This window comes from Vibrio sp. Evd11 (genome assembly GCF_900382755.1).
Taxonomy (GTDB): Bacteria; Pseudomonadota; Gammaproteobacteria; order Enterobacterales; family Vibrionaceae; genus Vibrio; species Vibrio lentus.
In genome coordinates this window covers 1-14,275 of sequence record NZ_OSDX01000093.1, presented here as the reverse complement: position 1 = coordinate 14,275, position 14,275 = coordinate 1, and the positions used below count along the sequence as shown (strand labels likewise).

The window sequence follows — 14,275 nt, the reverse complement described above, 5'->3', positions numbered from 1 at the left end:
TTTGACAGCTCTGAAGGATCGTTCAACCGATCACTTTAGTTCTAACTGATCGGCATTAAGCCATGAAGGCTCCTTTAATCGATATCTGTTTTCAATGACGGATTAGTTTACCCAGTCACGAATTGTGTACGTTAGTGTGTGTACATCGTTTTTCAGTACTAGCGTATCGTTTGTTAGGGTTACGTCGCTCCACTCGCTTAGAGTAGCTGAAACCGATTGTTCGATTTCCATTGCTGATCCGTGACACATTTTCATTGTCATGCCCATTTGCTTGATACGGAATTGACCGTCTTTCAGCTCGCCTTGACCGAAGAAGTTGTTACAACCAGCCATGCCGTTTGCAGTCATCTTTTCGCCGATCTCTAGACGAGGAGCTGCTTGGTCTTCGCTTTTCACAATGTCCTTGCCATCAATTTGCGCAAGTTCCCAATTATGGTGCTGTAGATCGGTTGGCGTTACTTGCATCGCGTTATCACCTGTTGTTGTGCATGCTGCTAACATCATAGGTAAAGCGGCTACTGCTAGTAATTTTTTTGAACTAAACTTCATATTATAAGGCTCCAAAGGAAAGAACGAAGTTACTGAATATGTGTAACTTGATGGGTTCAAAGTATAGTTTACAAAACACTATATGTGTCAGTATAAGGTCATAGTTTAGTATGGATTTAATCGGTCTGGCGACAAATTAATCGCTTATTTTTGAATTAGTAAGCTTAATTTCGATGTGTAAGGAGACAGGGTGGAGCAGTTAGAGTTTTTCCAAGTTCCAAGCCCTTGTGTTGGTGTTTGCTCAAGCGATGGAAAAGGCTATTGCCATGGCTGTATGCGCAAAAGAGAAGAGCGCTTTAATTGGATGTCGATGACATCTGCGGAGCAGTTGCATGTCATAAAATTATGCCGTCAGCGCTATAGAAGAAAAATAATGAAGCAAAACAACTTGGTTGGTAAGCCTGAAGAAGAAGAGGGAAACACAAGTCCCCAAAGAGATCTTTTCGGCTAAACAATAACTATTGAGTTTTTATTTAACTCCGAAGTAACTATTACTTTACATAATGGTTGGGGTGTAATATTAAAGTAGGTACCTTTGTACCAGAAGGAGTGGTGTCGGTATGAATAAAAAGGACGTGAAAATCAAAAAAAAACCAGTCAAAGCACTGGATAGAAAACCGATTGGGGCGAAAGATGACCCTGAAGGGAGTGCGCGTGATTGGCATTCGATGTCAGAAGAAGAGCGAATGGAAATCCTTTCTCACCTTTCGGATATGCCTTTTCAATAACGTCACTGGTTCATCAGAGTCTTTCTCAATAGTCACATTTTCGTAAATGAACGTCTTCTTAAACAAACATGTGATTCGCTTTCCTTACACCACGATGGTACGTGCAAAATGTATCATCGGCCTCGGTGGTCTTACTATGAATCTTAATGTTGGTTATGACTTCTACAGCCCCTGCATCGTAACAAGCTTGCTCAGCCTTTTTAATGATCTCGAGTAATTGGTTGAGCTCACCTTTCATTGTGGTTTCCATCGCACCAATTTGAAAAGGAACATCAGCGGCTTTCACTACTTCAATCGCTTTATCAACCACTTCGAAATTGTTGCCTTCTTTAACGCGAGGGAACACTTGGAAGGCAACCATCACTTCTTTTTCTCTTTTTAACTCAGACACTTTCTGCTTACTCAATGAAGGGAAATTGTTGCAGATAATAGATTAATGCGGAGATAAATTCTACAGCGGTTATGCTGGCTTATTCGCTTATTCGCTTATTCGCTTATTCGCTTATTCGCTTATGAGCTTATAGCCTACTTACTACCCCAGTGGTCGCTAACCCAGCCGCCTATGTGCTCATCGAAATGACTGCCACTGAACCTGTGGTTGCGTTCAATAGAACAGTCACTCTCGTCTTTGTTATCTATTAGGTTTTGTATGTAGTTTGCCATCGGGTCATTGGAACACTGACGATCTCGGCGAGTTGCCACTTCCTTAATCAGTTGCAATCGATATGTAGAGCTAGCACGTTTCATTTCAATGACCTCCTGTTTTAGACACTAATAGAAAAATCTAGTTGCCAGATATAAGGGCGTCAACGTGATCAGAAAGTATTTTTTTTGAGCAACCAAGAATCAATACGTTGGCATCATAATTCATAAAAGTGTCATTTAACTTGGTGTGATTAAGCGGTCTTTTTCAGGTTTAGCTGGCAGTTTTTCTTTGAATAAAAAAGCCCAGTTAATACTGGGCTAATCGATTTTCTATGGTTATTTTGAAGAACTAGTTATCTCGAAGAATTTGGCTTGCTCCTAAATTGCTTAACACTCTTCTTTTTTGCCGTTCTGCGATTGGCCATTTTGTCCTTTGGCGGACGTTTCCTCGCTGTTGCTTCAGATGCGGGTTTATCTGTTACCGGAAACCCTTCTAATGACTGCAACGGAAGTGCTTTGTTGGTGAGAGTTCGAATGGCGTCTAAATGCTCAGTTTCACCGTGGCTCACAAGGGAAATTGCGAATCCAGTGCTTCCTGCTCTGGCTGTGCGTCCGACACGGTGTACGTAAGTGGCAGAGTGAGATGGCAAGTCAAAGTTAATGACTACAGGTAGTTGGTCTATATGTATGCCTCTAGCCATCACATCAGTTGCGATTAACACTCGTGTTTCACCATTTTTGAAACTTTCTAATGCTTGCGTTCTTTCTTCTTGGTTTTTGTTGCCGTGTAAGGCATTTACGCTAATTTTTGCTTTATTCAATCGCTTGGTTAGTGAGTCTGCATTGTCTTTGGCACTGATGAAAACCAGCACCTGTGGCCACTGATGTTGGTTCAGTAACGCAATCAGTGTTTGAGGTTTGCTTCCCTTATTCACTAGGTAGAGCGTTTCTTCAATGGCCGAAACGACACTGTTCTCTTGATGCGTCGTGATCTTTACTGGATTAGTAAGAAGCGCCTTGGCCTGACTGACCAGCTCTTTTGGCAACGTAGCCGAAAACAGCAGTGTTTGATGCTTTTTAGGAAGAGCAGAAATAATGGTTTGAATATCCGGCCAAAAACCCATGTCGAGTAAACGGTCTGCCTCATCAAGAACTAAAGACTCGCATTGGCTTAGCACTAGCTTGTTCTCTTGCATCACGGCAAGTAGGCGGCCAGGAGTTGCGATCACGAGTTGTGGCTTTTCTAACAATTGCTGTTGCTGGCTATCGATATCAACTCCACCAGTCAATGTCACCGTTTTGATATCAAGTACGGTTGCGATGGGTTCTAGAGCTTTGGCTACTTGAGAGGCAAGCTCACGGGTTGGAACAATGATGACCGCTTGCAGTTCGTGAATTGCAGCATTGATGCTATTTAATACAGGTAAGCCAAACGCCAATGTTTTCCCACTGCCTGTTTGGGCTAAGGCGAGAACGTCTTTGCCCGAAACAATATGGGGAATAGCCGATTGCTGCACCTCTGTAGGAGTCTGGAGGTGGGTGGGAATCGCAGCAAGAGTTTGAGCGTTTAGAGTTAGGCTATTAAATGACATAAATGAACCAAGTATCAAAAGGGAGGTGGAGTCTAACAGGGCTATAAATGTTAGAGAATGAGTTTTGCAGCGTTACAGGATAAACGGGTGAATTATACACGTTAATTTTATGCGTTATCCATATAAGCGAACCAAGACAAGCGAGCTGAGCATAAGCTAATAAACGTTTGGCATATTGTAATGGTGTTGAATGGACGTACAATACCCGCCCTAAAACGATCAAGAATGATTAGGAAGCAATAAGGAAATGAGAGCGAAATGAGTTGGGAAAGTATCTGGCTATTTATTGTCATCGTGTTTTTTATTGCCATTATTCCAGGCCCAAATGCTCTGTTAGTATTGAGCACAGCTTTAACCCAAAGAAAGCTGTTTGCGTTTATTAACGTGTTGGGTGTGTCATGCGGGTTCTTTTTTCATGCGTTTGTTTCTGCGAATGGCATGAGCTTACTGTTATCTCAGACCCCAATGGCGTTTGAAGGGCTTAAGTGGCTGGGCGTCTTGTACTTAGTCTGGCTTGGTTATAATCACTTTCGAGCGGCACTGCGAGCTCAAGAGGGCGTGCTTGCTGTGGTAAGTGCATCGGGAAGTAAGCTTTATCATCAATTTGTGAAAGGGTTATTGACCAACTTACTCAACCCTAAAATTGTCCTGTTTTACCTTTCAATATTCCCTCAGTTTGTTTCTACGGACAACATTGTATCCGACAGCTTAATATTGGGCGCGATACAGGCGACAGTGGTTGCTACCTGGTTTTTGGTTGTCATTCTGATGGCTGATACGTTTAAGAGGTTATTGACTCAAAAGCGCACTTCTCAATGGATGAACATTGTGTGCGGGTTGTTGTTTGTTGGCTTCAGTATTCAATTGGCGTTGTTTCAGCTTTAGGATTCATCGCTAACAGTCGAGCTCCTGACATATCCGACTCACATCTCACTTTTTACTGAATACTCAGTAATTCTTGTTCCTCTGTATAAATCCCTAAAGCATTGGCTCGTAAAGTCGATATAATAACCAGCTATCAATTTGGTGAATGTATTTGTTCGGAATCCAATTGAAGCTAACGACTATTGCTTGACCGAGTAAACAGAGACAGGGAGTAACAGATGAGTGAAGAGTCATTCACCCAGAAACGCAAATATTACCGCTTGAAGTACCCAAAAAAGGCACGTCCAGTGATGCGAATTAAGGATGAGCTTTTTCATGTCAGTGAAGTGTCTGAAAAGGGTGTGCGCTTGATGATGCGTAACATCATTCCTGTTTATCGAGGCTTCTCAATGGCGGGCAGTTTAAGACTGCACGATAACAACACTATTGATATTAGTGGTGCAGTGCTGCGACAAGAAGGTGATGAAGTGATTGTTCAGTTGTTACAAGGACCAAGCTTCAAAGATATGGTGTCAGAACAAAGGCACATTAGGCAAAGATACCCAGTGTTTTTTGCTAGCCTCAGAGTGGCATAGATAGCTTTTAAAGTTAGAGACCTTCAAGCTCAAGTTACCTATCAAAGCAGATATTAAAAAGCCTAGCACTTTCACAAGTGCAGGGCTTTGCTATATGTGTAAGCAAACTAACTATACGGACAAACTAAGGAGCTTAGTTCGTCTTATGGTTCGTTTTATAGCTCGTCTACTGTTGCCCAAACCGCTGCCAGCATGTCGTGACCAAATGCAACGCTACGCTCTGGAGACCAACCGTACAGTTCGTCAGCGTGGCTGATGTGATCTTTAAATGGCATCTCTACGGTGTAAGCCAAACATTTGAACTGCTCGCTGATCCAGTTTGTGCCAACCGTCATATTCGCTTTGCCTGGCTCGTCTTTATCGTAACCAAATTCATCTTGGAACTCTGGCGTGATAGTCAGAAGCGCTTGCTTGAAGTGATTCTCTAGTTTTGCAATGCGTTCGTTGTATGAAGGCGTGCCTTCGCTACCCGCGACAAAGTTATACGGGATTGCTTCGTCGCCGTGAATGTCTAGACATAGGTCAACGCCCGTTTCTAGCATGCGCTCGCGAACAAGGAATACTTCTGGGCTGCGTTCCATAGAAGGTGATTGCCATTCACGGTTCAGGTTAACGCCAATCGCGTTAGTACGTAAGTGACCGCGGATGCTGCCATCTGGGTTCATGTTAGGCACAACACGTAATACAACGCTGTCTAGCAGTGAGCGGCCTACTGTGTCTGTCTCATCGAGTAGACGTTGAAGCAAGCCTTCGATTAGCCATTCAGCCATGGTCTCGCCAGGGTGTTGGCGACCAATAACCCAGATGTTTTTCTTCTCTTCACTTGGCTCACCGATAGTTAGCAAAGTGATGTCATTGTTGTCTAATGTGTGACCCAGAGTTTCTAGCTTACAAGCAGGGTGCGTTTGAGCACTGTGCAGAAGATCTTGATGACGATCGTATGAGTACGGCGCGAAGTACGCGAAGTACATTGAATCGTGTTCAGGAATGATGTCGAAACTTAGTGTGTCGCCATCGAACTGAGATGGGATACGGAACCATTCTTCACGGTCATAAGATGCAACCACATCGTAATCTTTCCAGCCTTCAGGATAAGCAGAAGTTGCCAATTGACCGATTTCAAAGTGATGAGCTTGTTGAGCTTCACTCTCTAAACGGAAGTGGAACCACTGAGAGATTTCAGTCTGGTTGTCTGCTGGGATCGTCAGTTGAATGTTTTGTGGTGAATCTGCTGAAACGACGTGAATGTTGCCGCTTTCGAAGTTGCTGAAAATTTTCATTGTAGTTTTTATCTCGTAGTTGAGTTGCCGTAAGATTAGCACACTTTTTTTCGAGCAAACCACTAACTAAATCGTAATGAGATGTTATTTCAGCTATCTGTTTTTTAGCTGCCTACTTTTAAATCGTCAGCTGTTTAACTGTTAACTTTGAGCTATCGGCGTTGGCAAGTTGTGCAACCACGACAGGCTGATCGTGTGTAGCGATCCAACTTACTGCGTTGCACCTTACAATAGGCATTTTTCAGCGCTCTTCTTCCAGAAAACCAATCATCCGGCTTTGACAGGATCAGATAACCATTGAAGCGCTTTACAAGCTCTATTCTATTTTGGTCGATGAACTTGCTATCAAATCCAATTTCAAAGTAATCAAGCGCTTGTTCAATCGAAGTGAAACTCGCTATTTTTTGTTGGAATTCTGTTTGGTTCATGGGGAGTTAGTCTCTGAAATGGTAGTAACTATTGTACCGAGTCAAAGACTTGTTTTATTGACTTTAGTTATGACTTATCCAGATTCTAGTTGTGGGCTTTTTAACTTTAAGTGATCCTTTTAACTCTCTGAGGCTTATAGATAAAACATCAATAAACTGTGCAGGAAAAAATCATGAATCGAATCAACCCAAAGAAGTTACTTCGTAGTAAATGGACCGCGGTTAGCCCAGTCAAGAAGGAGAAACACTTCATGATTACTGAGGTTGAATTCGAAGAAGGGGAGGTGATTCGTTGCTTAATAGAAGCGGTGATGACCAAACGAGAAGAAGCCATCAATTGGTGGGATTTGACCGACAAAGATCATTGGCTTCCTGGTTGGAAATAAAGATGGGAAGTCAGCACCTGAAGTAAGGACAACAAAGCCCAGATCTGCCAGTTTTAACTGCCAGATACCGTGCGTAATTGCCAGTACTTGAGCCCCTCTAATACACCCTCAGCGTGTGTTGCTCTGCTGGTATACACGTTGTCTCTATCCGATAGGTGAGCAACCTCAGGGTAATGATTAGCCACCAAGATCGAGTTTACGCCCTCTATCGTCAACATAGAGGTGTCGTTGGCAGAATCACCCGCTACGCACACTTCTTCAATGCTCAAATCATGTTGTTTGAGCAGGTGATGAATCGCAGTCGCCTTGTTGACGCCCTTCGGTGTGATGTCCAAATACCAATCGTGAGAGTAGGTGAGGTGTACATCCAATCCGTGCGACTCCAAGCTCGATTCGATCAGCTCGTGTTGAGGCTCAGATAGTTTTCCTTCAAAGGTAATCTTGTAGTCGCCTTGGTGGCTCTCTAAGCGTTCTCCCATGAAATCGAGTGGCGCAAGTGCTGACTCTACCTTTGATTTGTTCCACGACGCTTCTAATTGGTTATGCCAAATATGATCGGGCTTTTGGGAGTGGTCGTGGTGAATTCTGGTGCCCACATCGCTGATAATACTGTGTGGTTTCGGGTAGTTATCCGACGCCAAACCCACCCTAATAGAGGGTAGGGTTCTTCCTGTCGCAATGATAAATCGGATATCAGATTGCTCAGTTAAGTAGTCAAATAATTGATTAACCCCATGAGATGAACCTCCATCAAGCGTCCCATCAAAGTCACACACCAACATTTTTATCATTCGAGTGCCTTGTCCTTTTCTTTAATCATCGCGGAAAGTATGTCCATTTCTTATATAAATAATGGCTCAGCAATGAGTACTCTACAAGTTGTCTTTTGGCTTAGGTAATCGACATTCAATAGTTTGCAGCAAGCGTCACAGTCGGCGTTATGTTCTCGATATTAAAGATAATTCTATCAATTTTAACCGTGCCTAATTGGGTTCCATTTTACCGGTTGTGTCTACTTTTTTGCGGTGACTCTTTGCTTCTCTATTCGTTTGACTTATCACTTTGAATGCCTATTTTTCTTCGTTAATTTTGTGCAGGCCCTTCGTGTTGTATAAGCAAAGGCTGCGGGAGTATTTGACCCTCGCAAGAGAGCTAATCTCCAGTTTTGAAGTGACGCCAAAATCGTCGTTAAATGGTTTGTATTCGAATTATTTGTACACGAACCATTTGTACGTATTCTTGGTCTATTTAGCCTATTAATCGTCCTGATGTGAAATAAATATTCAATAATCTATCAGTAAGTAATACATAATATTGCAGGTGTTACTTGAGATTTAAATCTATTTGTTATCAGTGTTTTGCTGATTTTGTGTTTGATATTTAATCTTTGTTTTGGTTGGGTTTTTAACGATTCCTTTCCATTTTTACAGAACGAGACCCCTTGATTTACAGGGTTTAATTGCTTAGAGTGCTAATCGTTTTTTCGGGTTTAAATAACCATTTTTAAGTTTAAACAACCGTTTTTAAGTTTAAATAACTATTAGTTTAAATAACTAAGAAAGGATTAGATTACATGGATCCCATACTGGAAGTTAAGGGACTGTACAAGGTGTTTGGTGAAGACACCGACCGTGCTTTTACAATGATTAATGAAGGCGCGAACAAAGATAAAGTTTTCGAAGAAACAGGTTTAACGATCGGCGTTAACGATGTTTCTCTTAGCATTCAAGAAGGCGAGATTTTCGTAATAATGGGACTGTCAGGATCTGGCAAATCAACCCTAGTACGCCTTCTTAACCGCTTGATTGAACCTACCAAAGGTAATGTGCTTCTTCGAGGCAAAGACATTGCCCACATTTCAGAAGATGAACTCCGCGAAGTCCGCCGCAACAACATCTCAATGGTTTTCCAAAACTTCGCATTGATGCCTCACATGACAGTAATTGAAAATGCCGCATTTGGTCTTGAGCTAGCGGGTGTTGAAGTCGATAAGCGAAAACAGTCAGCATTTGAAGCGTTAGAGCGAGTAGGTCTTGGAGCGTATTCGGAATCTTACCCAGATGAGTTGTCTGGTGGTATGAAGCAGCGTGTAGGTTTGGCTCGTGCTCTAGCTTGCGACCCCGATATTCTGTTAATGGACGAAGCATTTTCTGCGCTCGATCCTTTGATTCGTACTGAAATGCAAGACGAGCTAATTCGACTTCAAAATGACGATAAACGAACGATTGTTTTCATCTCGCATGATTTGGATGAAGCGATGCGTATCGGTGATCGAATTGCGATTATGCAAAATGGCGAAGTGGTTCAAGTTGGTACTCCTGACGAGATCTTAAATAACCCAGCGAACGACTACGTTGAAGCCTTTTTCCGTGGCGTGAATGTAGCAAGTGTTCTTACTGTGAAAGACATTGCACGTAAGAAGCCTGCTGCGGTATTTAAGAAGTCAGAGCATGACGGCCCAGCGTCCGCCCTACAAATCTTGATGGATAACGACCGCGAATACGGCATCGTTGTTGAGAAGAGCAGTCACTACTCAGGCATTGTGTCTATCGAGTCCCTTCGTAAAGCCCATAAAGAGAACAAATCGTTAGTTAGCGCACAGCTAGATGATGGCTTAACTCTCAATCCAGATTTACCAATCAATGATGTACTTGGCCTTGTGGGTGGCGTGCCTTATTCCGTTCCGGTTGTGGACGATAAAGGTAATTACTTCGGCGTTGTGACGAAATCACGACTGCTACAAACATTGGATAAGGGATAGATCATGTCGTCGGAACAAACAAATAATGACCCATGGTCGCAATCTGCACCTGCAGCTCAACCTGCAAGTGATCCTTGGGGCCAAGCCGCGGATACTTCACCATCGGCAGATTGGCTAAGCAGCGAAACTGTAGAAACCATTCCTTTTGATCCACTTAATCCTTTTGCAGAAGCCGTTCTGCCTGTTGATACTTGGGTTGAGTCTGGATTGAATTGGCTAGTTGAGCACGGACGCCCGTTATTTCAGGCAATACGTGTGCCTATCGATTTCATTTTGAGTTCATTTGAAACGGCATTGGTGTCTACACCAGCTCCATTCATGTTGATCATCTTGTTTCTCGTCGCATGGCAGTTTTCAAATCTGAAGCTTGGTGTGGCTACTGCAGTCTCTTTGACGTTCATTGGCTTGATTGGCGCTTGGTCTGAAGCGATGACCACACTTTCACTGGTTATGACGTCGGTCTTCTTCTGCCTGTTGATTGGTTTACCCATGGGGATATGGCTCGCTCGTAGTAATACTGCGGCTAAATTCGTACGCCCAATTCTCGACGCCATGCAAACGACGCCAGCCTTCGTTTATCTCGTACCCATCGTAATGTTGTTTGGTATCGGTAACGTTCCGGGCGTCGTGGTAACCATCATATTCGCATTGCCACCAGTGGTACGTTTAACCATCTTGGGTATTCAGCAAGTACCGGAAGATCTGATCGAAGCGGGTCACTCATTCGGTGCAAGCAAAAAGCAGATGCTATATCGAATTCAACTGCCCTTGGCCTTGCCAACCATCATGGCAGGCGTAAACCAAACACTAATGTTGTCGCTATCTATGGTGGTTATCGCATCAATGATCGCGGTAGGCGGTTTAGGTCAAATGGTACTGAGAGGTATCGGCCGTTTAGATATGGGGCTGGCTGCTGTTGGTGGTCTAGGCATTGTTATTTTGGCAATCCTACTTGACCGCATTACCCAAGTTCTCGGGGTAAATGCAGGTAATACAAAATTACGCTGGTATCACATGGGGCCTGTTTCCCTTGTGCTAAATGCGATAAATCGCGGTAAACAATCAGAACTACAACTAAGGAAAAACACCAATGAATAATTCATGGAAGAGCAAACTAGCCGTTAGCATCGTTTCGACACTGGCTGTATCAACGAACGTGTGGGCAGCAAGCTTGCCAGGTGAAGGTGTATCAGTTCAGCCTGTTCAATCTTCAGTTGCTGAAGAAACGTTCCAAACACTGATTGTTAACCGTGCTCTAGAAGAGCTTGGCTACGACGTGAAATCAACACAAGAAGTGGACTACAACGTAGCTTACACCTCAATTGCAAAAGGTGATGCAACGTTCCTAACCGTAGGTTGGTTCCCACTACACGCTGATAAATACAAAATGGCAGGTGGCGATGACAAATTCTACCGCGAAGGTCAGTATGTTAGTGGTGCCGCTCAAGGTTACCTAATTGATAAGAAAACGGCAGAAAAGTACAACATCACTAATATTGGTCAGTTAACTGATCCAAAAATCGCGAAGCTGTTTGATGCAGACGGTGATGGCAAAGCAGACCTAACAGGCTGCAACCCAGGTTGGGGCTGTGAAATGGTTATCGAACACCAACTATCGGCATTCAAATTGGACGATACAGTAACTCATAACCAAGGTAACTATGCTGCGATTATTGCTGACACAATTTCACGTTACCAAAAGGGTGAATCAATTCTTTACTACACGTGGACACCATACTGGGTGAGTGGCGTATTGGTGCCTAACGAAGATGTAGTATGGCTAGAAGTTCCATTCTCTTCACTTCCTGGTGAGCGTACGAATGTTGATACTACTTTGTCTAATGGTAAAAACTACGGCTTCGAAATGAACTCAATGCGCATTATTGCGAACAAAGAGTTTGCTAAGAACAACCCATCAGCGGCTAAACTTTTCGAAATCATCAAACTTAACATCAACGATGTAAGTGCTCAGAACATGATGATGAGCAAAGGTAAAAACAGCTCTGCGGATATCGAAGCACACGTTAACGGTTGGATTAAAGCGAACCAAAATACGTTCGATGCTTGGATTGCTGAAGCAAAGCAAGCTTCACTATAACGGTCACTCAAACTTGTTCTAGCTAGCCTAACATTTTGTCTAGATACTATGAGCGTGTTTTGTGATCGTGTAGATTTACTAAGTCGCTTTCAAATGAAGTGATAAGGCGACAAGAGTGAACATTAAAAAAGCTAGCAGTCCAATTTGGATTGCCGGCTTTTTGTTTTCTGTTTCTATTTTTGAGCTGTGAGCTTCTAGCTTTTAATTACAGCTCTAGCGCTCGCCTTGAACTTCAAAGTCATCGCTGACTAAACGAGCACAACCATCTGCCTCTAGTGCCCAGTGCTCGCGGTGTACTACGCCGAAAGCTTTGTTCATTGTCCAGCTAGCCGTAAGAATGTAACCACCTTCTGGGTGCTCTTCCCAGTTAACATCGGTGTAATCAACGTCTTTGAAGCCTTGGTCGATGATGTTTTGCCAAAACGCTTGAATCGCTTCACGACCTTCAAAAGTACCAAATGGACGAGCTTCCATCACACATGCTTGCGTGTATTGGTCTGCACAACCTTTTGCATCTTGGCTGTTGAATGCTTTTTGCCACGCGTTAATGCCTTGCTTACATGCTTCTAAGATTTGGTTGTCTAACATTGTCTTTCTCCATAACAGTCTTGTTTCGAGCACTGTCTTTTTGATTTGCTATCTCGATAAGTTGAATTGAGTTTAGTCTTGGAAATTGATTTGAAAAACAGAGATAATAGAAAATACTGTTTGTAAAAAGAGAATAATAAGATGAGTAAGTTAAAGCAGATGTCGATTTTCGCTCATATCGTAGAGCAGGGTTCAGTATCAGCTGCGGCTGAAAAGCTTGAGTTGTCTAAATCTGTCGTCAGTCAGCACCTCAAAATCTTAGAACAAGAGCTAGGCGCTTCTCTTCTTAAGCGCACAACACGCAGGCAATCGCTGACCAGTATGGGGGAGCGTTTTTATTTGAGTTGCAAAGACATCAACGTGATCGCTGAATCGGCTTGGGATATGGCGAAAGCTGAGCTAGAAGAGCCACAAGGTCGGATTCGTATCACGGCACCGAATGCGTTGATGGACTTGTTGGTTGCGCCTGTTGTTGCAGAACTGATGAAGCAATATCCGAAGTTAAGGCCAGAACTGATTAGTGATGATCAACACTTAGATTTCATGGAGCACGATATTGATCTCGCAGTACGGGTAGGCAGTTCACGTGATAGTAACCTAAAGCAAAAGCGTTTAGGTGAATTTAAAGACGTGTTATGTGGTGTTGAAAGCATGCTCTCTCGTGAGCTTGAATCTATTCCTTACATCGCAAATTCTTGGCAGGGAAAACAGGTGACTCATCACTTTACTTCGCAAAATGAACAAGACTTTATTTACCAACAGCCAGCCAGCTGCGTTACCAACTCCTTTCACAGTTGTCTCGCCTTGATCAAGTCTGGCGTTGGCATTGGTGTGATTCCAGACTTCTACCTTCATCAGTTATCCGATGAGGTGGTCGACATCATGCCAAGTTCACAATTACCAACTAACACCGTTTATGCGTTGAACCCATTCTCTTCAAACACACCGATCGCCATTAAACTTTGTATTCAAGCGTTGGAAGAGAAGCTCAAAAAGAACTTCGTTTAATTGCGTGTGTATTGGCAAAAAAAACAACTGTTGCTTATCAACAGCTAAGAGTTTTCTTGATTGTCTGATCTTTGTACCAAGTCATGCATCGAATGTGGGTGAGTCATGCAGTTCTAGGAATTACCTTCTGGGAGTGAGGCGTTGTGCTCTCGTTGTTGTCATATTTTGTGCTGTATCGGCGCGAGTAAGGGACAAGGAGTGATGGCCTTCGAGAATACAACGCTGCATAACTAGTTGGCTTTGTCATTCAGATGGCAAATTTTGCTTTAACTCTAAAAGCATTCGAAAAGCACTTTCGCCAGACATTTCGTACGGGTTAAATTGATCAGAGGTTGAAAACTGTAAGTTCAACAGTTCGGTTAAATTGGATTGCGGAATGTCTCCCATCGACCAATCTCCAAATTCTCTGCTATCAATCTCTTTAAAATAAAGTATTGCGACGTGATTGTGTCTCTCGTCGTTAAGAATATGGTTGTACGTGTGGTTAACTGCCTCTCTAGAACCTTCAATACATTGAAGAAAGTACTTTTGATTATGGCTGAGAAGCCCCGTTAAATGGCTCTGCCGATTATGATCTCGCGAGATAGCGAGTATTTCCTCCAATGCTTTGGAATCACAACATTCGGAAAGGGTACTGACATAAATTAACCGAGTTAGGAACATAGGCATTATTTCGAATTTTTGTTCAAAGGGTATTACTTAACAACCACCTACTAAAGTAGGTGGGTTAGTATTACGGACTGAAAGTCCGG

At 43.0% G+C, this 14,275-nt stretch carries 18 protein-coding genes; 9 read left to right on the top strand and 9 right to left on the bottom strand.

Going from position 1 to position 14,275, the window contains the following annotated elements; all coding sequences use genetic code 11:
- Nucleotides 1-102 precede the first annotated feature (102 nt).
- Nucleotides 103-549: an META domain-containing protein gene (locus ED652_RS22515; protein ID WP_004734625.1), complete on the bottom strand. Its 447-nt coding sequence runs from the start codon at nt 547-549 to the stop codon at nt 103-105.
- Between the two features lie 190 nt (nt 550-739).
- Between ED652_RS22515 and ED652_RS22510 the strand changes: the two genes are divergently transcribed.
- Together ED652_RS22510 and ED652_RS23850 are read left to right on the top strand one after the other, a co-directional pair.
- Nucleotides 740-1,000: a DUF1289 domain-containing protein gene (locus tag ED652_RS22510; protein ID WP_122056233.1), complete on the top strand. Its 261-nt coding sequence runs from the start codon at nt 740-742 to the stop codon at nt 998-1,000.
- A gap of 109 nt (nt 1,001-1,109) precedes the next feature.
- Nucleotides 1,110-1,277 carry a hypothetical protein gene (locus tag ED652_RS23850; RefSeq protein ID WP_162929981.1) on the top strand — a complete coding sequence of 56 codons (168 nt, stop codon included), beginning with the start codon at nt 1,110-1,112 and terminating at the stop codon, nt 1,275-1,277.
- 58 nt (nt 1,278-1,335) lie between these two features.
- Here ED652_RS23850 and ED652_RS22505 read toward each other — a convergent pair whose 3' ends face one another.
- The 3 genes from ED652_RS22505 to ED652_RS22495 form a co-directional block, all read right to left on the bottom strand.
- Nucleotides 1,336-1,638, bottom strand: a complete 303-nt coding sequence (locus ED652_RS22505) for a thiamine-binding protein (protein ID WP_122056235.1) — start codon at nt 1,636-1,638, stop codon at nt 1,336-1,338.
- 164 nt (nt 1,639-1,802) lie between these two features.
- Nucleotides 1,803-2,024, bottom strand: coding sequence for a hypothetical protein (locus ED652_RS22500; RefSeq protein WP_122056232.1), 222 nt, complete (start codon nt 2,022-2,024; stop codon nt 1,803-1,805).
- 251 nt (nt 2,025-2,275) lie between these two features.
- Nucleotides 2,276-3,514, bottom strand: a complete 1,239-nt coding sequence (locus tag ED652_RS22495; RefSeq protein WP_122056231.1) for a DEAD/DEAH box helicase — start codon at nt 3,512-3,514, stop codon at nt 2,276-2,278.
- Nucleotides 3,515-3,772: 258 nt separating this feature from the next.
- Here ED652_RS22495 and ED652_RS22490 point away from each other — a divergent pair, with 258 nt between their 5' ends.
- Both ED652_RS22490 and ED652_RS22485 read left to right on the top strand, forming a co-directional pair.
- A complete protein-coding gene (locus ED652_RS22490; protein WP_122056230.1) occupies nt 3,773-4,399 on the top strand; it encodes a LysE family translocator in 627 nt (208 codons plus the stop codon).
- 218 nt (nt 4,400-4,617) lie between these two features.
- Complete coding sequence (locus ED652_RS22485) at nt 4,618-4,974, top strand: hypothetical protein (RefSeq protein WP_017109877.1); 357 nt, start codon at nt 4,618-4,620, stop codon at nt 4,972-4,974.
- A 155-nt stretch (nt 4,975-5,129) separates the two neighbouring features.
- On the opposite strand, the gene ED652_RS22480 is transcribed toward ED652_RS22485, so the two are convergent.
- Nucleotides 5,130-6,254, bottom strand: coding sequence for a M14-type cytosolic carboxypeptidase (locus ED652_RS22480; protein WP_122056229.1), 1,125 nt, complete (start codon nt 6,252-6,254; stop codon nt 5,130-5,132).
- 152 nt (nt 6,255-6,406) lie between these two features.
- Nucleotides 6,407-6,682, bottom strand: a complete 276-nt coding sequence (locus ED652_RS22475) for a nitrogenase-stabilizing/protective protein NifW (protein ID WP_065112208.1) — start codon at nt 6,680-6,682, stop codon at nt 6,407-6,409.
- Between the two features lie 173 nt (nt 6,683-6,855).
- Between ED652_RS22475 and ED652_RS22470 the strand changes: the two genes are divergently transcribed.
- Nucleotides 6,856-7,068, top strand: coding sequence for a TIGR02450 family Trp-rich protein (locus ED652_RS22470; RefSeq protein ID WP_122056228.1), 213 nt, complete (start codon nt 6,856-6,858; stop codon nt 7,066-7,068).
- 53 nt (nt 7,069-7,121) lie between these two features.
- Here the strand turns inward: ED652_RS22470 and ED652_RS22465 are convergent, their stop codons facing one another.
- Entirely contained in the window at nt 7,122-7,859 is a 738-nt protein-coding gene (locus ED652_RS22465) for an HAD-IIB family hydrolase (RefSeq protein WP_122056227.1), read from the bottom strand.
- A gap of 782 nt (nt 7,860-8,641) precedes the next feature.
- Between ED652_RS22465 and proV the strand changes: the two genes are divergently transcribed.
- From proV to proX, 3 genes are read left to right on the top strand one after another with little or no spacing between them, the layout of a single operon-like run.
- Nucleotides 8,642-9,829, top strand: coding sequence for a glycine betaine/L-proline ABC transporter ATP-binding protein ProV (gene proV, locus ED652_RS22460; RefSeq protein ID WP_065112212.1), 1,188 nt, complete (start codon nt 8,642-8,644; stop codon nt 9,827-9,829).
- Between the two features lie 3 nt (nt 9,830-9,832).
- Nucleotides 9,833-10,927 (top strand): glycine betaine/L-proline ABC transporter permease ProW, encoded by a 1,095-nt coding sequence (gene proW / locus ED652_RS22455; protein ID WP_122056226.1) that lies wholly within the window; start codon nt 9,833-9,835, stop codon nt 10,925-10,927.
- On the top strand, nt 10,920-11,927 hold the full coding sequence (proX, locus tag ED652_RS22450) for a glycine betaine/L-proline ABC transporter substrate-binding protein ProX (RefSeq protein ID WP_122056225.1): 1,008 nt from the start codon (nt 10,920-10,922) through the stop codon (nt 11,925-11,927). The genes proW and proX overlap by 8 nt, the downstream gene beginning before the upstream one ends.
- 213 nt (nt 11,928-12,140) lie before the next feature.
- Here proX and ED652_RS22445 read toward each other — a convergent pair whose 3' ends face one another.
- A complete protein-coding gene (locus ED652_RS22445; RefSeq protein ID WP_122056224.1) occupies nt 12,141-12,515 on the bottom strand; it encodes a nuclear transport factor 2 family protein in 375 nt (124 codons plus the stop codon).
- Nucleotides 12,516-12,656: 141 nt separating this feature from the next.
- On the opposite strand from ED652_RS22445, the gene ED652_RS22440 reads away from it, so the two are divergent.
- Entirely contained in the window at nt 12,657-13,523 is an 867-nt protein-coding gene (locus ED652_RS22440) for a LysR family transcriptional regulator (protein ID WP_122056223.1), read from the top strand.
- A 243-nt stretch (nt 13,524-13,766) separates the two neighbouring features.
- On the opposite strand, the gene ED652_RS22435 is transcribed toward ED652_RS22440, so the two are convergent.
- On the bottom strand, nt 13,767-14,186 hold the full coding sequence (locus tag ED652_RS22435) for a BLUF domain-containing protein (protein WP_122056234.1): 420 nt from the start codon (nt 14,184-14,186) through the stop codon (nt 13,767-13,769).
- Between the last annotated feature and the right edge of the window lie 89 nt (nt 14,187-14,275).

Coding starts and splice junctions, on each gene's coding strand:
- ED652_RS22515 (WP_004734625.1), bottom strand. CDS start 549: ATGAAGTTTAGTTCAAAAAAATTACTAGCAGTAGCCGCTTTACCTATG.
- ED652_RS23850 (WP_162929981.1), top strand. CDS start 1,110: ATGAATAAAAAGGACGTGAAAATCAAAAAAAAACCAGTCAAAGCACTG.
- ED652_RS22505 (WP_122056235.1), bottom strand. CDS start 1,638: ATGGTTGCCTTCCAAGTGTTCCCTCGCGTTAAAGAAGGCAACAATTTC.
- ED652_RS22500 (WP_122056232.1), bottom strand. CDS start 2,024: ATGAAACGTGCTAGCTCTACATATCGATTGCAACTGATTAAGGAAGTG.
- ED652_RS22495 (WP_122056231.1), bottom strand. CDS start 3,514: ATGTCATTTAATAGCCTAACTCTAAACGCTCAAACTCTTGCTGCGATT.
- ED652_RS22490 (WP_122056230.1), top strand. CDS start 3,773: ATGAGTTGGGAAAGTATCTGGCTATTTATTGTCATCGTGTTTTTTATT.
- ED652_RS22485 (WP_017109877.1), top strand. CDS start 4,618: ATGAGTGAAGAGTCATTCACCCAGAAACGCAAATATTACCGCTTGAAG.
- ED652_RS22480 (WP_122056229.1), bottom strand. CDS start 6,254: ATGAAAATTTTCAGCAACTTCGAAAGCGGCAACATTCACGTCGTTTCA.
- ED652_RS22475 (WP_065112208.1), bottom strand. CDS start 6,682: ATGAACCAAACAGAATTCCAACAAAAAATAGCGAGTTTCACTTCGATT.
- ED652_RS22470 (WP_122056228.1), top strand. CDS start 6,856: ATGAATCGAATCAACCCAAAGAAGTTACTTCGTAGTAAATGGACCGCG.
- ED652_RS22465 (WP_122056227.1), bottom strand. CDS start 7,859: ATGATAAAAATGTTGGTGTGTGACTTTGATGGGACGCTTGATGGAGGT.
- proV (WP_065112212.1), top strand. CDS start 8,642: ATGGATCCCATACTGGAAGTTAAGGGACTGTACAAGGTGTTTGGTGAA.
- proW (WP_122056226.1), top strand. CDS start 9,833: ATGTCGTCGGAACAAACAAATAATGACCCATGGTCGCAATCTGCACCT.
- proX (WP_122056225.1), top strand. CDS start 10,920: ATGAATAATTCATGGAAGAGCAAACTAGCCGTTAGCATCGTTTCGACA.
- ED652_RS22445 (WP_122056224.1), bottom strand. CDS start 12,515: ATGTTAGACAACCAAATCTTAGAAGCATGTAAGCAAGGCATTAACGCG.
- ED652_RS22440 (WP_122056223.1), top strand. CDS start 12,657: ATGAGTAAGTTAAAGCAGATGTCGATTTTCGCTCATATCGTAGAGCAG.
- ED652_RS22435 (WP_122056234.1), bottom strand. CDS start 14,186: ATGTTCCTAACTCGGTTAATTTATGTCAGTACCCTTTCCGAATGTTGT.